This is a genomic window from Salinifilum ghardaiensis, assembly GCF_054491345.1.
This window is the reverse complement of sequence record NZ_CM137101.1, coordinates 1,001,684-1,020,672: the sequence shown is the minus strand read 5'-3', so window position 1 is coordinate 1,020,672 and position 18,989 is coordinate 1,001,684. Positions and strand designations below refer to the sequence as shown.

Below are 18,989 nucleotides of genomic sequence, written 5' to 3'. Positions count from 1 at the left end.
GCGCAGCCCCCGCGCGCGGTACGCGGGTGTCGGGGGGCGGGACCTAAGGTCGCGCTCGGTGAATCAGCGACCCGAGGGAGGATCGGTGGAGCAGAACCAGGCGCAGGACGTCCCCGCGGGAGCTGCCGGTTCGGTGGCGCAGCTGCACCGCTGGCCGGTGAAGTCCCTGCGCGGCGAGGCCGTCGACGCCGCCCGGTTCGACGGCACGGGCATGACCGGCGACCGCGCCTACGCGCTGCTCGACGGTCGGGAGAAGCGCTCGGGCAAGGTGCTCACCGTGCGGCAGAACGCGGCGATGCTGCGGTGGGGGGCCGGGTACGGCGACCCGGTGGCACCCGCCGAACCGCCCGTGCTCGTCTCCCCCGCCGGTGAGCGGTGGTCCTGGTCCGATCCGGGGCTCGGCGAGGAGCTGAGCACCGCCCTGGGCGTCCCGGCGCGCCCGCACGCGGCCCCCGGCCAGCAGGACCGCGGGCCGTCGGTGCTGGTGACGTTCGCGGCGTCGCTGGCGGCGCTGGCCGAGGAGCTCGGCACCGAGGTGGACCTGCTGCGGTTCCGGCCGAACCTGCACGTCGACGCGGACCTGCCGGCGTTCGCCGAGGCCGCGTGGCAGCCGGGGACGACCCTGACCACCGGGGAGGTCGTGCTGCGCACCAGCACCGAGCACACCGGGCCGTGCGTGCGCTGCGCGGTGCCCAGCTGGGACCGCACGGGCGGCGAGCGGTGGCCGCAGCTGCAGAGCCACCTGATCGCGCGGCACGACAACCTGTTCGGCGTGATCATGGACGTGGTGGAGCACGGCGTGGTGCGCCGCGGCGATGCCGTGCACGTGGCCGAACCGGCGGCCAGCGACGCGGTGCGGGCCTGAGCGCCCGCGCACCTGCTGCCCGCGGTACCGCCGCAGCGCTCCCGTCCGCCGGCGCGGCCGCGCAGCGCTGCCCGCCGAGTGCGGTGGCCCGCCAGCTCTCGCCGCGCCCCGCGATCCCGCCAGGTCTCGCCGCGCGAGGAGTCGCGCCGGACCTCGATCACGGCGGGGCGGCACCGGGCTCCGCGGGTGCGGGCGGACCCGGGTGACGCTGGTCAGCCGGGTCCGCCGCGCGGTCAGCGCAGGATCTTGCGCACGACGACGAGCGCCGCCAGCGCCCCCACGCCGATGAGGGCGTAGCGCACCCGGGGATCGTTGAGCTTGTCCTGGGCCACGGACTTGCCGTAGTCCACCGCCCGCTTCGGGTGCGCGCGCTCACTGAGCTGGTTCAGCGAATCGGCAAGCGCGTCCCGCGCCTGCTCGATGTCGCGCTCGATAGCATCGGGGTCACGAGCCACGTGTCTTCCTCCTGTTCACCCGCCTGCGCCCACGGTAGATCACCCGGCCTCCGCGGAGGCACCGGTGGTTGGCCGTGTCGCGGTCGCGACCGCACGGACAGGTGATCCGGCGGCCGCCTGCGGACGCGCGTCGCCGGGCTCTGCGGCCGGTGCGCTGCTCGCCCGCCGCTCCGGGCGGTGCGCCGGCTCGAGGTCCGGTGCGCTGCTCGCGGTGGTGGTCGCGCCGCCTCCGCAGCGGCCTCCGCCCGCCTGCCGCGTCGATCACGCCCCGGATAGGCTGGGGACCGCGGGGCCGTAGCCCAACAGGCAGAGGCACTAGGTTTAGGTCCTAGGCAGTGTGAGTTCGAATCTCATCGGCCCCACCGAGCGGGGACAACGGGGAGCGGCAAGTGCCCTGCGGGCGCCGCCCGGGACGAACGCAGGGCAAACGCAGGGCACGGGAACACTCCAAGAACAAGCTGGCAGGCATGACCGCCCCCGCTCCCGCCACGGGACGGGCACTGCTGCGCACTCTGACGAACGACCGACCACGTCCGCGCCGGTGCTACCGGCGGAAGCGGCTGCGCCCACCGCACGAGGAGATCGCGCCAGCGACCGATACCGGCTGACCACGCTCGGTGCCGTGTACACGTGCGCGCCGAGCGACACGTGATCGTCCCGGTAGGTCGACACGAGCACGCGCTCGTCGTCGACGAGCCAGCAGTCCCAATCGGGCAGTCCGAGCACGAGGGCGGTGCCCTCGCCCACAGCAGCGACCGTCAGCTCCACAAGGACGCTGCGCTCCTCGCGACCGAAAGAGCAGCACTTGGTGAGGTGGTGGATGTACGCACTGCCGGCGTGGCCACCCCAGCCACTGGGTGCCGTGCTCAGGGGGCGGCCCGCCACCCGATGGTCAGCGAGATCGCGTGGTACCCGGGATCTCCCGAGCGCAGCCGCTCCTCGGCTGCCCGCCGTTCGGCTGCTTCCCCGTCGGTGCAGACGGCGACGCCGATCGGGTCCCGCTCGGGATCGTCCGGTTCGTTCCCCCCGCCGAGCAGCACCACGTGGACGATCTCGCCGTCGGCCAGCGGTGTCGTCCTGCCCGCTGCTCCTCGCAGGGGATGCGTCTCCCAGGACGCGTACCGGTCGCGCGCGGCGCTTTCCGCCTTGATCCGCTCGGCCTCCTCCTCGGTGGCGCACACCGCGATCAACGGTTCGACTCCGGCGTCCACTCCCGGCGGAGCGGTGCGTTCGTAGACCAGGCGCACGATGGGTTCAGTCACCGCAGGGCTTCTCCACAGCATCCTGGTACGCGCGAGCGCAGAAGGTGTCGCCACCGTACTCGATGGTGCCGAGCGTCGTTCCGGCCCAAGTGGTCTCGTCCGAACTGGTGCAATTCCGCTGGACGTTCTTCTGCTCCAGCTCGCTCTGGCCATCGTTGCCGGCGGTGTGGGTATCCGCCAGCCACCACCACGCGATCCACCGAGATCGCAGGTCGGTCTCGTGGTCGATCGATGTCACGGATACCGGCTGATCGGAGGCGTCCTGGCACCTGGTTACCGGCTTCGCTCCCGATCCACCGGATGTACGCGTGCAGATGCGGGTCGGGGAGAGCTTGCACGGGCCGTATTCGACTGCGGCCGCTGCCGCTCGGGCAGAGGGGTTTGCTGTCCCCGGCGACTGCAAGGCGTCGAGCGGAGCACGCGACCAGGCACGTCTGACGACCGCCGGGTCCGCCCTCCTCAGCGCCTCAGGTCGGCGAGGACCTCCTCGGCGGCCCGCTTCCCCGAGCTCGCGGCCCCGTTCATGAACCCCTGGTGCTCGACCGAGGTGTGCTCACCGGCGAAGTGGATGTCGCCCTGCCGCACGGCTTCATATCCGGCGTAGCGGTGGCAGTAGTCGAGCGGCCAGTACGAGTAGGCACCGCGGGAGAGCGGGTTGACGTGCCACGCCGCCAGCGCGGACTTGCCGATCCACGCGTCCCGCACCCCGGGGAGGACCTCGTCGATCGAGCCGAGCGTGCTCTCCGTCGCGACGCGCACGTACGGGTCGGATTCGGTCAGGAACGGGGCCGGCGGCCGCAGCCGCTCCGCCCGCTCGCCGCTCCCGTACTGGATCAGGATGTCGGGGTCGCCGCCCTGCCCGCGGGTGGCGTCCCACACCTGCTGGAAACCGGTGTCGCTGAAGCACTCTCCGCTGGAAACACCGGGCCAGGGGCCCTCTCCCAGGTACACGCGCGCGGAGAGCTGCATGTTCAGCTTGGTGCACACCCCCATCCCCATGGCGGCGATCGACCCGCGCTTGCGCCGGTCGAATCCCGCCGCCGACAGGTCGAGGCGCTGCAGCACGCCGAGCGGCACGGCCAGGACCGTGTGGGCGGCGCGCACGTCCTGCGTCCTCCCGCCGACGTCGAAGGTCAGCCTCTGCGTCCCGTCGTGGTCGCGGGCCACGGCGAGCAGGTCCCACCCGCGCCGGAGCGTGCCGCTCGGCAGCGTTCCGGCGATGGCCTCCGGCAGCTGCTCGTTGCCGCCCGCGATGTGGTAGCGCTCGTCGGACTGCCCCCACACGTTGAAGTGCCCCGGGTTCTGCTGGTACCCCATGAGGTAGACGAGGTTCAGCGCCGTTTGCTCCGCGGTTTCGGCTCCGTACTCGACGGTGTAGGCCACGTCGATGAACTTCCCCATCCTGGAGCGGTGACCACCGGGAACGCGCGTCTCGATCCACTCGTGGATGCTCATCCGGCTCAGCTCGACGCCGGCAGGGGTGGACCTCTGCCAGTCGGTCCTGCGCCCGGCCGCCGCGAGATCCGCCTGCAGCGCCTCGTGCACCGGCTTGAAGTCCTCGTCGGCCTCCGATCGCGGGTAGTACTCGCCGAAGAAGTGGAACACCTCGTCGCTCCCCTTCGGCTCCGCCTTGCGGACGTCGACGACGTCCAGGCCGAACCTGCGGCACAGCTGGTGCATCGCGTGGTGCTCGCGGTCGATCAGCTCACCGCCCCACTCCGCGGTCTGCCCCCCGTCCCAGTGCGCGCGTTCGCTGAAAACCCTTCCGCCGACGCGGTTCCCGGCCTCGTAAACCGTGCAGGCAACACCGGCGTCGTGCAGCACCAGGGCGGTGTTGAGTCCCGCGAGCCCGGCACCGACCACGGCGATGCGCGGAGCCGGGTCGGTGGCGGCGACCGAGCGCGCCGGCCCCGCCGCGCTCGGTGCTCCTGCGGCCAGCGCCACGCCACCGGCCGCTCCGAACCGGAGCAGGTCCCGGCGGGAGACCTCGCCGCGCTGCGCGGCGGCCCGGGCGTCCCGGAAGGCGTCGACGGGAACTCCGGCCCGCTCGGCGGCGGTGTGCTCGGCGGCCAATCGCGTCAACGCGCGCAGCGGCGCGAACCGTGCCATCGGAAACGTCCTCTCGGAGGGGAAGTGCGGACACCCGTTCACCGGTGCGGGCTCAGGGGCCGTGGCGGAGATCACGCATGAGGGCTCATTGAAGGCGCCGCGCCCCGAAGCGTCAAGAGGTGATCAACGAAAAGCGAAAGTTTGACTGCTTTCCGCCATCGAAACAGTTGAACCTGGATGCATGGACAACCGTTTCCTGCTCCCACCTCGAACGCGGTGACGCACCGGACGGCGGAGCGCTCGCCCGCGGCCTCCGCCGGGTCCACCCTGGGACGCACGAGCGACCCGACACGCGCGCGGCACCGCCGGGCGGCAGGGCGGTGCGGTGCGCCGGAGGCAGCGATGACGAATCCGATCCTGGTGACGGGCGCCACGGGCACCCTCGGCAGCGCCCTGGTGGACCGGCTCCTCGCCGCCGGGCACGTGGTCCGCGTGCTGAGTCGCACCCCCGTGTCGGCCGGGAGCAGGCAGTACGAGTGGGCCCAGGGCGACCTGCGCACCGACACCGGACTGGACGCTGCGGTCGGGGGCACCGGCGTGATCGTGCACTGCGCGACCGCCAACGGGCGCGGGGACGTGCTGGCGACGCGCAATCTCATCCGCGCGGCCCGCGGTGGCGGTCTGCCGCACTTCGTGTACGTGTCGATCGTCGGGTGCGACCGGATCCCGCTGCCCTACTACCGGGCGAAGGTCGAATGCGAACAGCTGGTGGAGAGCTCCGAGTTGCCGTTCACGATCCTGCGCGCCACCCAGTTCCACGACCTGCTCGCCACGTTCTTCGCGGCGCAGCGACACCTCCCGTGCGTGCTGGTGCCGGCGGGCATGGACTTCCAACCGGTCGACGTGCGCGACGTGGCCGAGCACCTCACCGGGATCGCCGAGCGCCCGCCCGCCGGCCGGGTGCCCGACATCGGCGGTCCGGAGGTGCGTGCGCTGGCCGAGCTCGCCCGCGCGTACCGCGCGGCGACCGGGCGCCGCCGCATCGTGCTCCGGATCCCGCTGCCCGGCAAGATCGCCCGCGGTTACCGGCGGGGTGAGCACCTCGCCCCCGAACGGGCACCGGGGAGCACCACGTTCGACGAGTTCCTCGCCGACCCGCCGGGCGGCCGCAGCTTGCGCTGAGGCGCGGGCGGCGGGGCGTCTCGCCGGGCCGCGGCGGTCCTGGCCGCACCGGCCCGGGCCGGGCCGTCCGTCCTCCCGGGAATCCCTCCGCCGACCCCGGGACCCGCGGTCACTGGCGCTGGCCGACGCCGGTGCAGAGCTCGCCCCACCGTCCACCCGGCACGCGCGGGCGCAGCGGCGGCGTGGGGACGCCCTGGCCGCGCCGCAGCCCCTCCAGGAACGCGAGCACCGCGTCCCGGGCGGTGTGCCGGGGCGACCACCCGAGTTCCTCGTGCGCCCGGGTGATGTCCATGAGCGGGAGCCGCAGCACCGCGTCGAACAGGTGCGGCGAGGCCGGCACGAGCCGCGCCGACCACGCAAGGGCCAGCGCCGAACGCGCCACCTCCGCGGGCACCGGCACGGTGCGCGCGCCGAACGTCCCGGCCAGGGCGGCGGCGTCGAGGACCGGCTCGGCGGCGATGTTGAACGCCCCGCCGACCCGCTGGTGCACCGCGAGGCGGTAGGCCTCGGCCAGGTCCTCGCTGTGCACGGTCTGCACCCGCAGCCCGGGCAGGTCGGGCAGCACCGGCAGCGCTTCGGGACGCGCGAGCGAGCCGGGCAGCAGCGGCCCGGCGAAGAGCCTGCGCTGCTGCGCGGCCGAGCCGGCTTGGAACGCGAAGCCGGGGCGCAGCCGCACGACGCGGGTGCGCTCGTGGCGCCGCTCGAACGCGTCGAGGCACCGCTCCAGGTAGGCCTTCTCCCGGGAGTAAGCAGCACCGGGCCAGCCGTGCGTGGGCCAGGACTCGTCCACCCTCCTGTCCTTCGGCCCGGGGGAGTACGCGCCGACCGAGGAGGCGTAGATCAGCGCGGGCACGCCGGCCTCGGCCACGGCGTCGAAGACCCGCAGAGTCCCCAGGACGTTGTTGCGCCACGTGGTCGCGGGGTCGCGCGTGGGCTGGAAGATCCAGGCCAGCTGGATCACCGCGTCCGCTCCCCGCAGGTGCTCGCCGAGATCGGCGCGCGCCACGTCCGCGGCCAGGAACACGGTCTTGCTGCCGAAACCGGCCGCCTCGCCCGGTGCGCGCCGGGCGATCGCGGTGATCCCGGCGACGTCGGGGTCGGCCTCCAGCGCGTGCAGCACGCTCGTGCCCACGTTGCCCGTGGCGCCGACAACGACGACGTGCTTGCCCGTCGGCGTGGTCATCTCCCCTCCCGGTGCCCGCGGCTGTGGTTCGCTCGGCGGTGGAGCCCGCACGGGAGTACCCGCACCGGCGGTCGCGAACGCGTCCGCGCCGGAGCGGACCGCACCGGACGCCCGACCGGGGGCACACGGGTAGGTGAGTCAGCGGCGTGCGACGCGGTGCTCCGGTCCGTCCTCGAGGGACGCGCGCTCCCAGCCCGCGTTGTCCGCGGCGGCCTCGTAGGTGGTCTGCAGGAACTCCAGCAGCGCCCCGTCCGGGTCCTCGGCGGTGCGCACGTCCGGAGAACCGGGTGACGGCGAGGTCCACGGCACCCCAGAAGAAGCGCACCGGGCTGGTCTTGCCGAGGAACCGCGAGCGGAACCGGCCCATCACCCGGGGCGCGGCGAGCAGCCGGCCCCAGAACCGGCGGACGTGGTCGGGGTCGTAGCTGGCGTGCTCGGTGCCCTCGGCGAACGGGATCGCCTGCGCGACCTCACGCCCTCTCGGCGGCCACGGCGGTCTCCTCGCCGGCGCGGTGCGCCCACCAGCGCAGCGCCGCGACCGCGAGGGCCAGCAGCACGAGCACCGCCAGCAGCCCCGCCACCCCGCTGCCGGTCATGCCCAGCACGAGGTAGCCGACCGCGGCGACGGCCGCGATGAGCAGCGCGTACGGCAGCTGCGTGACGACGTGGTCGATGTGGTTCACCTGCGCGCCCGCCGAGGACATGATCGTGGTGTCCGAGATCGGCGAGCAGTGGTCGCCGAAGATCGCCCCGGCCAGCACAGCACCGAGCAGCGGGAACAGCAGCGCGGGATCGACGGTCACGGCGATCTGCCCGGCGATCGGCAACATGATGCCGAACGTGCCCCACGAGGTGCCCGTGGACACGGCCATGAACCCGCAGACGAGGAACGTCAGCACCGGCATCAGCGCCAGGCTCAGCTGACCGCTGACCAGCCCGGCCAGGTACTCGCCCGTGCCCAGGTCGTCGATGACCTCGATGATCGTCCAGGCGAACAGCAGGATCCAGATCGCCGGCATCATCGATCGCACACCGGTTCCCAGCCCGCGCAGGAACAGCGGGCGGGACACGGAGCGCCGCGCGGCGAACACCACCGACACCAGCCAGCCGAGGACGCTGCCGATGAGCAGCGAGGTCGGCACGTCGGTGTTCTCGAAGACCACCAGGGGATCGGCGCTGCCGCCGGCCCGCGCACCGGTGGCGACCATGGCCGCGACCGTGCCGACCACGAGCACGGCGATCGGCAGCACCAGGTCGCGGATCTTGCCGTCCGGGGCCGCGCCGTCCTCCAGCGCGCTCGCGTCGCGTTCGAGCTCGCCGAGCCCCTCGCCGCGGACGGCGCGCCGCTCGTGCCGGCGCATCGGCCCGAAGTCGATGCGGAACGCCACGGCGCACAGCACCATCACGAGCGCGCCCACGGCGTAGTAGTTCAGCGGGACCGTGCGCACGAACCCCTCGAGGGCGCCCACGTTGAGCTCGTGCGCGGCGAACACGCCCGCCAGCACGGACACGATGTAGGCGCCCCAGCTGGACACGGGCATGCTCACGCACACCGGCGCCGAGGTGGAGTCGACCGCGTAGGCCAGCTTCGCGCGCGAAACGCGGAACCGGTCGGTGACCGGGCGGCTGACGTTGCCCACCACCAGCGCGTTGAAGTAGTCGTCGATGAACACGACGACGCCCGCCACCGCGGGCAGGAACAGCGCGCCGCGGCGGGTGCGGATGCGGCGCCGCGCCCACTCGCCGAAGGCGCGGCTGCCGCCGCACACCGAGACCAGCGCGGCCATCATCCCGAGGAACAGCAGGAACGCCAGGTTGAACACCTTCTCGGTGTTCACCCCGCCGTCGGCGACGAAGATCCCCGCGACGATCCCGAACAGCCGCTGCCCGCCGGCGACGGGGTCGAAGTCGTGCACCAGCGCGATGCCCGCGAGGATCCCGACCCCCAACGACAGCAGCACCTTCCGCGTGAGGACGACGAGCGCGATCGCCAGCACGGGCGGGACGAGGGACAAGAACGAGTCGGCCATCAGCACGCTCCCCGGGGGTCTGCAGCACGCGGCTCGGAATCGCGCGGAACCGCCGCACGGGCGGCCCGGAATCGACGGCGAGCAACCGTACCGGTCGCCCGCGCGCCGCCGTCACACCGCCGGGGCATGGCGGCGGCCTGCACGCTCCGCCCCTCCCGCGCGCCCAGCGCGCACCCCGCCGCTCACCGGAAGGGGACCCGCCGGCCGCCGGCGGGGCGCGGGAATCACCTCCCCCGGTGGGAGCGGAACTCGACCACCTGCTGGTACGTCGGCCTGTTCTGCCAGCTGATCGGTTCGTGGCCGATGCCCCCGAGCTCGGAGTGCACCAGCGCGTCCGCGCACCACTGGTCGCCGGCCTCGCAGGTGTCGTCGCCCGGGTAGGTCTGCTCGGGCGGGGTTCGCTCGGCCCGGCGCAGCGCGTCGAGCAGCACCGCGCGGCACTGCTCCAGTTCACCGCCGCCGCACTTCGCCCGGGCAGGTCCGCCCGGCACGTCCTCGCCGAGGACGGTGCGCAGGTCGTCGAACACCTGGCCGTACCAGCCGCTCTGGAAGGCGGACCCCTGGTGGCCCTGCCCCACCTGCCGGTCCGGGTCGGCGTTCTGCCACCCGGAGGGCGACTGGTTGACCCCCGTGGTGGCGGTGAGCGCGGTGAACGCTTCCTCGCCCACGGCCGGCTGGAACACGCCGCGCACGAGCCGCGGCCACCAGGCGTCCATGAGCCGGATCGCCTCGGCGTGCGCGTACTCGCGGCCGCCCGGTTCGCTCTCCGCCCGCTTTCCGCCGGATTCCCGCCAGTCCCGCAGCTCCTCGACGAGCGCGGCGGTGCGCGGATCGTCGACCGGGGCGCTGTCGATGATCCGCAGCAGCGCGGGCAGCAGGCGCTCGGCCCGCAGGTCGGTCAGCCCGGCGTCCATCATCGCCCCGACCACGTCGGCCCGGTCGACGCCGCCGCGTTCGACGAGCGCGCGCACCCGGCGGTCCAGCAGGTCCACGCGCTGCACCGAGCCCTTGTTCGGCTGCGCGGCCGCGGTGCCCGCGGCCTGCTTGTTGTTCCAGTCGACGAAGTAGTCCTGGTTGCGCGCCTGCGGGTGCTGCTCGGCGGGGGTGCGCTCGGCGGTGTTGTCCGCCGGGTTCCACCCGCGCCACTCGTTGGCCGGGGCGGAGGCGATCGGCAGGCTCGGATCGACGTGCGGCGGGCGGACCACGTTGGCACCCGAGTTGTAGTGGGCCGTGTCCCGGTCGTCGGCGTAGAACCAGTTGAAGGTGAAGTTCACGTCCGCGGCCGCGCGCTGGAAGTCCGCGGCGGAGCGGATCGCCGAGGGGTCGTTGAACTTCTGGAACCCGGTGATCGAGTCCACCTCGTGCAGGAAGGTCGACCGCGCGGCCGCGTAGGCCACCGGATGTCCGTCTACTGTGGCCCTGTGCGTCACCGGACCGTGGGCGGTGCGGTAGGAGCGCAGCGTGTAGGAGCCCGGTCCGGTGCTGTCCCCGAGCGTGGGCTCCCACGAGTTCTCGCGCTCCACGGTGCGCATCGGCACGCACTCGCCGCGGAACTCGTAGTGGTCGGAGGACCGGCTGGGCGCGCTGCCGTCCGGCTCGCACAGCCGCACCGCGTAGGTGTCCACGATGTCCTGCTGCGCGCTCGTCGCGCTCCAGGCGTAGTCCTGGCCGCGCCCCAGCAGGGTGTAGAAGCTCAGCCCGGCGAACGACGCACCGCGCGAGGAGATCCCCGGGCCGCGCAGTTCCTGCAGCGTCAGCAGCTGCGGGGCGAAGTACCCGGTCTGCGGCCCGAACACGGCGATCGGGTGCCCGCTTTCGGTGTGCTCGCCGGAGACGACGAGCGCGTTCGACATCCCGCGCTGGCGCGCCAACCCCTCCGGCACGACACCGTCGGAGAACATGCCGCGCAGCGCCTCGCGCGGGTGTTCGCGGGGATCGCCGCGCGGCTGCGGCGGGGCCGTGGAGCCCTCCCCGGACTCGGCGGCGGTTCCCCGCTCGTCGACGGTGATGTCCTGCTCGACGACCGAGCCCGGATCGGGCAGCGCCATCCCCTCCGGGTCCTCCGGGGACTGCCCGTACGGGAAGCGCGCACCGCGCACCGTCGTGGTCGCGCCGGGGTGCTCCTGCGCCTGGAAGGTGCGCCAGGCGCGGTCACCGCGCTCCGGACCGAAGCGCTCCTGCAGCTCCATCCGGGCGACGGCGTTCTCCACCTCCCCGCCGCCACCGCTGCCGAACTGGGCGCCGACGAGCGCGGCGAGCACGACCAGGTCGGTCAGGCGGAACGGTTCGATCTCGCCCTCGTCGGTGATCGGGTCGACGTGCCCGGTCGCCGCGTACTCCCCCGGGAAGTCGCGGTTCTCCCGCGCGTGCTCGACGTAGGCGTTGATTCCCTCCACGTAGGACTTCGCGTCGCGCAGCGCCTGCTCGCCGCGCTCGCCCTGCTCGGCCACGCGCGCGATCTGCGCGCGCAGCTCGTGCTCGGTGTACGGGGCGGTGGCGAAGAACCGCTGCTCCAGCTCGCGGTTCTGCTCCGCTCCCCCGGCGAACGAGCTGACCTGGCCGCGCCCGGCGTGCCGCAGCACGTCCATGAGGAACAGCTTGTCCTCCGCCGTGGCGTAGCCAGCGCCGAAGGACGTGCCCGCCCGGGTCTCGCCGTAGATGTGCGGAACCCCCAGCTGCTCGTCGCGGACCACGGTGACGTCCTGCCGCGGCTGGTACTCCCGGGCGACGTCCTGCTCCTCAACGCCGAAGGAGTTGTCCCGGAAGAACCGGTCGATGGTCGCGGTGTCCAGCTCCCGGTACCCGTCGGCCAGCCGCGCGTACGGTTCGAGCTGGTCGTCGCTGTGCGGTGGTTTCGCGCCGAGCAGGATGTGGCCGACCAGGTCGCCGAACGTGGCGTTGCCGTTCTGCCCGGGCGGCAGGATGTGGTCGCACCGGTCCCCGCAGTAGTCGGTGGGCCCGTCCGGCGGCGCGCCGGCGCCCTCCTGCGCCCCCGCGGCGGGGGCGGCGAGCCCCCCGGTCAGCACCGCCGCGAGCGCCAGGGCCGTCGCCCTGCCCCAGCGGCCGGCGCCGCTCCGGCTGCCCGCACCGCCCCAGCGCCCCCAGCGGAGCCGTGCAGGCCGGACCCGTGCGGCCAGCTCGCGCCCCGTCCTGCGCGCGCTCCGACGTCGTGCCATGCGCATCGGCCCTCCCGTCGTTCACCCCCACGCGCAACGATCTCGACGAGCCCGGCGAAACGAACACGGCGCTGAAATGATCCGAACGGAGTAGCTCCGCGCGCTCTGCGCGAGAATGGGCGCGAGCGCACCGACCGCAGCGGAGGACGTCGTGTCCACACCGGAAGACCTGCCGCCACCGCCGAGCGGTGCCGCGGCTCCCCCGCCCCGCGCACCGCGGCACCGCGTGCACCGGAGGGCGATCACGTGGTGGGCGGTGCGATCCGCCGCCGGATTCGTCGTCCTGCTCGCAGCCCTGGCCGTGCCGGCGCTGCTCCTGCCCGCCGCGCGCGGGTGGCTCGTGGCGGCCCTGGTGGTGGTCGCCGTCGCGGGCCTGGTCCACGCCGCGGTCATGCCGCAGTGGCGCTACCGCGTGCACCGGTGGGAGGTCGCCGCCGAAGCCGTCTACACCCGCTCCGGCTGGATCAACCAGGAGTGGCGCATCGCGCCGATGTCGCGGATCCAGACCGTGGACATGGCCCGCGGACCGCTGCAGCGGGCGCTGCGGCTGGCCAGCGTCACGGTCACGACGGCCTCCGCTGCCGGGCCGATCACCGTCGAAGGGCTCGACCAGGAGGTCGCCGAGCGGCTCGTCGCGCAGCTGACCGAAACCACGCAGGCCACACCCGGGGACGCGACGTGAGCGCACCGCACGAGTCCAGCGGCCCGCACGAGTCCAGCAGCGCGGGAACCCCCGCCCCCTGGCGGCGGTTGGACGCGCGCGTGCTGCTGGCCACCGCCGCTCTCGTCCTCGCCCCGCTCGTGCCGACCGCGCTGGTGATGTTGCTCGGCTCGGCCCGGGCCAGCACCGTGGCCCTCACCGCGGCGGCCTGGATCGCCTTCGCCGTCCTGGCCACCGCCTCCAACGCGGTCGAGTGGTCCGTCACCCGCTACCGCGTCACGTCCGAGCGGTTCGAACTGCGCCGCGGCGTGCTCACGCGCAGCCACCGGTCGATCCCGCGGGACCGCATCCGCAGCGTCGACCTCACCGCCAACCCGGCGCAGCGCCTCCTCGGGATCGCCGCGGTCAGCATCGGCACCGCCGAGCAGGGCGAGCAGGAAGCGCAGCTCAAGCTCGACGCGCTCGCCCGCTCCGAGGCCGAGGCGCTGCGCGGTGCGCTGCTCGACCACCTCCAGGACGCCGAGCGGCCCGCCGACACCGGCGTCGCGCTCGCCCGCATGCGGGTGCGGTGGTTCGGCTACGCCGCGCTGACCGCGTCGCTGATCCTGACCGTGTGGGGCGCGGTGCTCTCGGCGCTCAGTTCGCTGCGCGACCTGCTCGTGGCCTGGGGCGCGGCCGAGGAGGCCGAGCGGGTCGCCGGCAGCCTCCCGCTGTGGCTGGCCGTCGGGGCCGCGGTCGCCTTCGGACTGCTCCTCGGCGCCGCCGGTTCGCTGGCCATCTCGGTGGAGCAGTGGTGGCGGTTCCGCCTCAGCAGGAGCTCGGACGGCACGCTGCTGGTCCGCCGCGGACTGCTCACCACGCGCGCGGTGTCGCTGGAGGAACGCCGCCTGCGCGGCGCGGAGCTCGCCGAACCGGTGCTGCTGCGGCTGTTCCGGGGTGCCCGGCTCGCCGCGGTGACGACGGGGCTCGGCGGGGAAGCGGGACGCGGCGGCGCGGAGAAATCGGCCCTGCTGCCGCCGGCGCCGCGGTCCGCGGCCGAACGCGTCGCCGCGGCCGTGCTGCGGCGCCCGTGGCCCGCCGGCCCGCTCGCGGCCCATCCGCGCGCCGCGCTGCGCCGGCGCCTGCTGCGCGCGGGGGTGGCGGTGGTGCCGCTGCTCGCCGCGCTCGCCGCGGTCGCGTGGTGGGGGTGGCTGCCCGTGCCGGTGGTCGCGGCGCTCGGTGCGGCCCTCCTCGCGGTGGCAGCGGCGTTCGCCGTCGACGCCTACCGCAACTTGGGGCACCTGCTGGACGCGGAAGTGCTGCTGGCGCGCTCGGGCACCGCGGTGCGCCGCACCGCGGTGCTCCACCGCAGCGGGATCATCGGCTGGCGGGTGCGGCAGACGTGGTTCCAGCGGCGCGCCGGGGTGCTCACGCTCGGAGCCACGACCGCCGCCGGCAGCGGTCACTACGCCGTGCGGGACGTCGGGGCCGAGGAGGGGTGGGCGCTGGCCGACCGGGCGGTGCCGGGGCTTCTCGCGCCGTTCCGCGGGGAGGGCGCTCCCGCGGGGACCGAGGAGTAGTCGGCCGCAGCAGTTTCCGAGCGCGGCCGGGCGTCGAGGAGCGCGGGAGCGGCCGTGGTCACCGCCCGGTGCGGTCGAGCCGCTCCCCGCGTCGGGGGCGGCGGTCAGGCGTCGAAGCCGCCCCGCTTGATCTGCTCGGTGAACAGCTGCCACTGCCGCTGGGTGCACGTGACGTGCCCGGCAGCGCGGTTTTTCGAATCGCGTACGCCGATGCGGTCCGATCCGAAGCCGACTTCGACGCACTGCCCCTGCCCCTGCGTGCGAGTGCTCGTGCGCCAGTCGGTGATGTATCCCATCACAACTCCTCTATGCGTTCGTGAATCAATTGCACGGAGCCCTGCGGACTCATCGCGTGCGCACGTAAATGCTCCATCATCATCATGTAGTTCGACAGCTCAGCTTCCCGCTCCAGGTACAAACCGCCCACCTGGGTTTCCAGGTAGACCACGTCCGGGTCAATGTGGTTGGAGTACCGCAGGATCACGAACGGTCCCGCCTGCGCCGGGTGCGCACCCGCCTCCAGCGGCATGACCTGAACGGTGACGTTCGGCAGTTCCCCCAGCTTGAGCACGTACTCCAACTGGCGGCGCAGCACGGTGGATCCGCCGACCGACCGGCGCAGGGCCGTTTCCCCGATCACCGTCCACAGTTCCAGCGGGTTGTCGCCGTGGACGCGCGCCTGCCGCTGCATCCGCAGCTCCACGCGGCGCGCGATCTCCGCCTCGTCGGCGCGGATGAGCGTGGCCTGCGTGATCGCGTGCGCGTACTCGCGGGTCTGCAGCAGGCCGGGGATCGCCTCGGCCTCGTAGGTGTGGATCGACGAGGCCTCGGCCTCCAGCCCGACGTACGTCTCGTACCACTCCGGCAGGACATCGTTGTAGGAGTGCCACCACCCGCGTTTGCGCGCGTCCCGCGCCAGGTTGACCAGCTGCTCGCGCTCGTCCCCGCGCACCCCGTAGAAGTCGAGCAGACCGGAGACGTCACCCACGGAGGGCGAGCGCTTCGCCGTCTCGAACCGGCCGATCTTGGCCTGGGTGCACCCGAGGTGCGCAGCGGCCTGGTTCTGGGTGACCTCCGCCCGGCCGCGGAGCCTGCGCAGCTCCGCGGCCAGTCTGCGGCGGCGCACGGTGGGGCTGACTGTCATGATCTCCAGTCTCCACGCGCGCGCACCGCGCGTCACGCTCTCGTCACCCGGACGGCAGCCCTCCCCCTCACGGGCGGGGGACGTTGCGGAGGTTGGACCTCGCCAACTGCACCATCTTCCCCACCCCTCCGGAGAGGACGGTGCGGCTGACGGCGAGCGCGAAACCCTTGACCTGCTCACCGGTGATCTTCGGCGGCAGCGACAGCGCGTTCGGATCGGTGACGACGTCCACCAGGGCGGGCCCCGGGCGGTTGAGCGCCTCCTGCAGCGCGCCGTCCACCTCACCGGGCTTCTCCACGCGCACCGCGGGGATTCCCGCGGCCGTGGCGATGGCGGCGAAGTCCGCACCGGCGTCGTCGGTGCCGAAGTCCGGCAGGCCGTCCACGAGCATCTCCAGCTTCACCATGCCCAGGGACGCGTTGTTGAACAGCACGACCTTGACCGGCAGCTGGTGCATCCGCAGCGTCAGCAGGTCACCGAGCAGCATGGACAGACCTCCGTCGCCGGACATGGCGATCACCTGCCGGTCCGGGGCGGCCTGCTGCGCGCCGATGGCCTGCGGCAGCGCGTTGGCCATCGAGCCGTGCACGAAGGAGCCGAGCACGCGCCGCCGCCCGTTGGGGGTGACGTAGCGCGCCGCCCACACGTTGCACATCCCGGTGTCCACTGTGAACACCGCGTCGCCGGCCGCGGCCGTGTCGAGCTTGTCGGCGACGTACTCGGGGTGGATCGGCACGTGGCTTTCCACGTTGCGCGTGTACGCGTCCACCACGCGCTCCAGCGTCTGCGCGTGCTCGGACAGCATCCGGTCCAGGAACGAGCGGTCCCGCTTCTGCTCCAGCTGCGGCAGCACGGCGCGGATCGTCTCGGCCACGTCCCCCTGGACGGCCACGTCGAGCACGGTGCGGCGGCCGAGGTGCGCCGGTTCGATGTCCACCTGCACCGTGTTGGCCTGCGGCAGGAAGTTGTCGTACGGGAAGTCGGTGCCCAGCAGCACCACCAGGTCGGCGCGGTGCATCGCCTCGTGGCACGCGCCGTAGCCGAGCAGTCCGCTCATCCCGACGTCGTACGGGTTGTCGTACTGGATCCACTCCTTGCCGCGAAGCGCGTGGCCGACCGGCGCGTTGACGCGCTCGGCCAGCTGCATGACCTCGCCGTGCGCGCCGCGGGCGCCCATGCCGCAGAAGAGCATCACCCGCTCCGCCTCGTTGATCTCGGTGGCGAGCTCGCGCACCTGCTCCGCGGAGGGGACCACGGTGGGCGGTTCGCTGTGCACCAGGGCGTGGTCCGCGGAGTTCACCGCGCTGCGCTCCGCGACATCACCCGGAAGCACCAGCACGGACACCCCGCGGCGTCCGATCGCGTTCTGGATGGCCGTGCGCAGCAACCGCGGCATCTGCTCGGGCTGGGACAGCAGCTCGCAGAACTGGCTGCACTCGGCGAACACCGACTGGGGGTGGGTCTCCTGGAAGAACCCGGTCCCGATCTGCTCGGACGGGATGTGCGAGGCCAGCGCCAACACCGGCGCCCCGCTGCGGTGCGCGTCGTAGAGGCCGTTGATCAGGTGCAGGTTGCCGGGGCCGCAGCTGCCGGCGCACACCGCGAGCTTGCCCGTGACCTGGGCTTCCGCACCCGCCGCGAACGCCGCCGTCTCCTCGTGCCGCACGGGCGCCCACTCGATGCCCTCCGTGCGCCGGACCGCGTCCACCACGGGGTTGAGGCTGTCGCCGACGATGCCGTAGATCCGCTCGACCCCAACCTGCTTCAGCACCTCGATGAACTGATCGGCGATCGTGGCCATCGTCCCCGCCTTTCGGAATCGGTCCACCGCCCGCCGGAGCAGTCCTCGCGCGCCCGCGCAGGTGCTCCGGTGCACCCGCGCGGGCCCGTCCCGCGGGCCCGTCCCCGGCCTACGCGTGCGCGCGGGCACGTGCAACTCGGGCGCGTCCGGCAGCCCTGCCTGTTCGGATCTCCCGGCGGCGGATAACGTCACGAGCATGAGTGAACAGAAGCAGTTGCAGGTGGGTGATCCCGCCCCCGATTTCACGCTGACCGACGCGGACGGCAACAAGGTCTCGCTGGCCGACTACCGGGGCCGTTCCGTCGTGGTGTACTTCTACCCGGCCGCGAGCACCCCCGGGTGCACGCGCGAGGCCTGCGATTTCCGCGACAACCTCGGCGAGCTGAACGACGCCGGTTTCACCGTGCTCGGCGTCTCGCCGGACGAGCCGGCCAAGCTCGCGGAGTTCCGCGACGGCGAGGGGCTGACGTTCCCGCTGCTGTCCGACCCGGACAAGGACGTCATGTCCACCTGGGGCGCGTTCGGTGAGAAGCAGAACTACGGCCGCACCGTGCAGGGCGTGATCCGCTCGACGTTCGTGGTCGGACCGGACGGCACGATCGCGCAGGCGATGTACAACGTGCAGGCCACCGGCCACGTCGACCGGCTGCGCCGCGCGATCGGGGTCTGAAGCTCCCGGAGACCCCTCCACTGCCTTCCCGGCGGGCAGTGGGGGGACACCACGACCGCGGCCCGCCGCGCCCCGTCCGCTGCGCCCGCAGTCCGCTACACCCGGTCGAGGAACAGCCAGACCGCCACGACGACCGTGATGCCGACGACGACGTAGCGCAGCAGCGTGCCCGGAAGCCGCTGGGCGAGCTTGCCCCCCAGGAACCCGCCGACGAGCGTGGTCGGCACCAGCGTCGCCACCGCGATCCAGTCGACCGGGGCGACGAGCGAGTACACCGCGAGCGTGACCGCGCTGCCGAGCAGGCCCAGCCAGCTCTTCAGCGCGTTGAGGCCGCGCATCGCGCCCGAGGCGCCGAGCATGAGCAGCGCGATCAGCACGACGCTGCGGGCCCCGCCGAAGTACCCGCCGTACACCGAGGCCAGCAGGATCCCCACGAACAGCAGCACCGTCCGGTCGCCCTGCGCACTGCCCGGGTCGGACGTGCCGAGCCACCGGCGGAGCTGCTTCTGGAACGCCATGAGCACGGCCGACAGCGCCACCAGCACCGGCACCACCGCGTCGAAGACCGAGCTCGGCAGCACCAGCAGCAGGGCGCACCCGCCTGCGGAACCGACCACGGCCGCGATCGACGTGAGCGCGAGGCGCCGCGGGGCTCCTCCCAGGTCGGCGCGCTGGCCGTAGGCCGCGCCGACGAAGCCGGGTCCCTGCGCCACGGAGTTCGTCACGTTCGCGACCAGCGGCGGCATGCCGGTGGCCAGCAGCGCGGGGAACACCAGCAGTGATCCGCCCCCGGCGACCGCGTTGATCGCGCCGGAGAAAAACCCGACGAGCGCCAGCAGGGCGGGTTCCAACCAGTCGGTGAGCACGGGCGTCGAAACTAGTCCCTCCGCCGCGCGCGGTCAGAGCTGGGCGAGATCGATCACATCCGCGCGCCGGGCGGCGCGGTGACCGC

General features: G+C 73.3%; 18 protein-coding genes, 1 tRNA gene and 1 pseudogene. 6 read left to right on the top strand and 14 right to left on the bottom strand.

The window, feature by feature from the left end; all coding sequences use genetic code 11:
- Positions 1-58: 58 nt before the first annotated feature.
- The gene (locus tag ACVGV0_RS04620) at positions 59-865 is read left to right on the top strand and encodes an MOSC domain-containing protein (RefSeq protein WP_459158608.1); all 807 of its coding nucleotides are present in this window, start codon (positions 59-61) and stop codon (positions 863-865) included.
- Between the two features lie 233 nt (positions 866-1,098).
- Here ACVGV0_RS04620 and ACVGV0_RS04615 read toward each other — a convergent pair whose 3' ends face one another.
- Complete coding sequence (locus tag ACVGV0_RS04615; RefSeq protein ID WP_459158607.1) at positions 1,099-1,320, bottom strand: DUF3618 domain-containing protein; 222 nt, start codon at positions 1,318-1,320, stop codon at positions 1,099-1,101.
- Between the two features lie 288 nt (positions 1,321-1,608).
- Here ACVGV0_RS04615 and ACVGV0_RS04610 point away from each other — a divergent pair.
- Positions 1,609-1,682: transfer RNA gene (locus ACVGV0_RS04610), tRNA-Leu, on the top strand.
- On the opposite strand, the gene ACVGV0_RS04605 is transcribed toward ACVGV0_RS04610, so the two are convergent.
- The 4 genes from ACVGV0_RS04605 to ACVGV0_RS04590 form a co-directional block, all read right to left on the bottom strand.
- The gene (locus ACVGV0_RS04605; RefSeq protein ID WP_459159925.1) at positions 1,642-2,046 is read right to left on the bottom strand and encodes a DUF6879 family protein; all 405 of its coding nucleotides are present in this window, start codon (positions 2,044-2,046) and stop codon (positions 1,642-1,644) included. The genes ACVGV0_RS04610 and ACVGV0_RS04605 overlap by 41 nt on opposite strands.
- 140 nt (positions 2,047-2,186) lie before the next feature.
- Entirely contained in the window at positions 2,187-2,582 is a 396-nt protein-coding gene (locus ACVGV0_RS04600) for a hypothetical protein (protein ID WP_459158606.1), read from the bottom strand.
- Entirely contained in the window at positions 2,575-2,820 is a 246-nt protein-coding gene (locus tag ACVGV0_RS04595; RefSeq protein ID WP_459158605.1) for a hypothetical protein, read from the bottom strand. The genes ACVGV0_RS04600 and ACVGV0_RS04595 overlap by 8 nt, the downstream gene beginning before the upstream one ends.
- Before the next feature lie 221 nt (positions 2,821-3,041).
- The gene (locus tag ACVGV0_RS04590; protein WP_459158604.1) at positions 3,042-4,691 is read right to left on the bottom strand and encodes a flavin monoamine oxidase family protein; all 1,650 of its coding nucleotides are present in this window, start codon (positions 4,689-4,691) and stop codon (positions 3,042-3,044) included.
- 342 nt (positions 4,692-5,033) lie between these two features.
- Here ACVGV0_RS04590 and ACVGV0_RS04585 point away from each other — a divergent pair, with 342 nt between their 5' ends.
- Positions 5,034-5,813, top strand: a complete 780-nt coding sequence (locus ACVGV0_RS04585) for an SDR family oxidoreductase (protein WP_459158603.1) — start codon at positions 5,034-5,036, stop codon at positions 5,811-5,813.
- Between the two features lie 109 nt (positions 5,814-5,922).
- On the opposite strand, the gene ACVGV0_RS04580 is transcribed toward ACVGV0_RS04585, so the two are convergent.
- The 5 genes and pseudogenes from ACVGV0_RS04580 to ACVGV0_RS04560 form a co-directional block, all read right to left on the bottom strand.
- Entirely contained in the window at positions 5,923-6,996 is a 1,074-nt protein-coding gene (locus tag ACVGV0_RS04580) for an NAD-dependent epimerase/dehydratase family protein (protein ID WP_459158602.1), read from the bottom strand.
- A 138-nt stretch (positions 6,997-7,134) separates the two neighbouring features.
- A complete protein-coding gene (locus ACVGV0_RS04575) occupies positions 7,135-7,269 on the bottom strand; it encodes a DUF5996 family protein (protein WP_459158601.1) in 135 nt (44 codons plus the stop codon).
- A gap of 63 nt (positions 7,270-7,332) precedes the next feature.
- A pseudogene (locus ACVGV0_RS04570) lies at positions 7,333-7,453 on the bottom strand (DUF5996 family protein); the annotation flags it as partial.
- Between the two features lie 13 nt (positions 7,454-7,466).
- The gene (locus ACVGV0_RS04565; protein WP_459158600.1) at positions 7,467-9,026 is read right to left on the bottom strand and encodes a Na+/H+ antiporter NhaC family protein; all 1,560 of its coding nucleotides are present in this window, start codon (positions 9,024-9,026) and stop codon (positions 7,467-7,469) included.
- A 224-nt stretch (positions 9,027-9,250) separates the two neighbouring features.
- On the bottom strand, positions 9,251-12,202 hold the full coding sequence (locus ACVGV0_RS04560; RefSeq protein WP_459158599.1) for a penicillin acylase family protein: 2,952 nt from the start codon (positions 12,200-12,202) through the stop codon (positions 9,251-9,253).
- A gap of 151 nt (positions 12,203-12,353) precedes the next feature.
- Here ACVGV0_RS04560 and ACVGV0_RS04555 point away from each other — a divergent pair, with 151 nt between their 5' ends.
- Positions 12,354-12,884, top strand: coding sequence for a PH domain-containing protein (locus ACVGV0_RS04555; RefSeq protein ID WP_459158598.1), 531 nt, complete (start codon positions 12,354-12,356; stop codon positions 12,882-12,884).
- Positions 12,881-14,422, top strand: coding sequence for a PH domain-containing protein (locus ACVGV0_RS04550; RefSeq protein WP_459158597.1), 1,542 nt, complete (start codon positions 12,881-12,883; stop codon positions 14,420-14,422). Before ACVGV0_RS04555 ends, ACVGV0_RS04550 begins: the two co-directional genes overlap by 4 nt.
- Positions 14,423-14,526: 104 nt before the next feature.
- On the opposite strand, the gene ACVGV0_RS04545 is transcribed toward ACVGV0_RS04550, so the two are convergent.
- From ACVGV0_RS04545 to ACVGV0_RS04535, 3 genes are all read right to left on the bottom strand, one after another.
- Positions 14,527-14,718, bottom strand: a complete 192-nt coding sequence (locus tag ACVGV0_RS04545; RefSeq protein WP_459158596.1) for a DUF397 domain-containing protein — start codon at positions 14,716-14,718, stop codon at positions 14,527-14,529.
- The gene (locus ACVGV0_RS04540) at positions 14,718-15,566 is read right to left on the bottom strand and encodes a helix-turn-helix domain-containing protein (RefSeq protein ID WP_459158595.1); all 849 of its coding nucleotides are present in this window, start codon (positions 15,564-15,566) and stop codon (positions 14,718-14,720) included. The genes ACVGV0_RS04545 and ACVGV0_RS04540 overlap by 1 nt, the downstream gene beginning before the upstream one ends.
- 67 nt (positions 15,567-15,633) lie before the next feature.
- Complete coding sequence (locus ACVGV0_RS04535; RefSeq protein ID WP_459158594.1) at positions 15,634-17,367, bottom strand: pyruvate dehydrogenase; 1,734 nt, start codon at positions 17,365-17,367, stop codon at positions 15,634-15,636.
- A gap of 196 nt (positions 17,368-17,563) precedes the next feature.
- Here ACVGV0_RS04535 and bcp point away from each other — a divergent pair, with 196 nt between their 5' ends.
- Positions 17,564-18,037, top strand: coding sequence for a thioredoxin-dependent thiol peroxidase (gene bcp, locus ACVGV0_RS04530; RefSeq protein ID WP_459158593.1), 474 nt, complete (start codon positions 17,564-17,566; stop codon positions 18,035-18,037).
- A gap of 95 nt (positions 18,038-18,132) precedes the next feature.
- On the opposite strand, the gene ACVGV0_RS04525 is transcribed toward bcp, so the two are convergent.
- Complete coding sequence (locus ACVGV0_RS04525) at positions 18,133-18,903, bottom strand: sulfite exporter TauE/SafE family protein (RefSeq protein WP_459158592.1); 771 nt, start codon at positions 18,901-18,903, stop codon at positions 18,133-18,135.
- Between the last annotated feature and the right edge of the window lie 86 nt (positions 18,904-18,989).

Excerpts from the sequence above, each read along its gene's own strand:
- ACVGV0_RS04590 (WP_459158604.1), bottom strand. The coding sequence starts at position 4,691 with ATGGCACGGTTCGCGCCGCTGCGCGCGTTGACGCGATTGGCCGCCGAG.
- ACVGV0_RS04585 (WP_459158603.1), top strand. The coding sequence starts at position 5,034 with ATGACGAATCCGATCCTGGTGACGGGCGCCACGGGCACCCTCGGCAGC.
- ACVGV0_RS04535 (WP_459158594.1), bottom strand. The coding sequence starts at position 17,367 with ATGGCCACGATCGCCGATCAGTTCATCGAGGTGCTGAAGCAGGTTGGG.
- ACVGV0_RS04540 (WP_459158595.1), bottom strand. The coding sequence starts at position 15,566 with ATGACAGTCAGCCCCACCGTGCGCCGCCGCAGACTGGCCGCGGAGCTG.
- ACVGV0_RS04545 (WP_459158596.1), bottom strand. The coding sequence starts at position 14,718 with ATGGGATACATCACCGACTGGCGCACGAGCACTCGCACGCAGGGGCAG.
- ACVGV0_RS04560 (WP_459158599.1), bottom strand. The coding sequence starts at position 12,202 with ATGGCACGACGTCGGAGCGCGCGCAGGACGGGGCGCGAGCTGGCCGCA.
- ACVGV0_RS04580 (WP_459158602.1), bottom strand. The coding sequence starts at position 6,996 with ATGACCACGCCGACGGGCAAGCACGTCGTCGTTGTCGGCGCCACGGGC.
- ACVGV0_RS04565 (WP_459158600.1), bottom strand. The coding sequence starts at position 9,026 with ATGGCCGACTCGTTCTTGTCCCTCGTCCCGCCCGTGCTGGCGATCGCG.
- bcp (WP_459158593.1), top strand. The coding sequence starts at position 17,564 with ATGAGTGAACAGAAGCAGTTGCAGGTGGGTGATCCCGCCCCCGATTTC.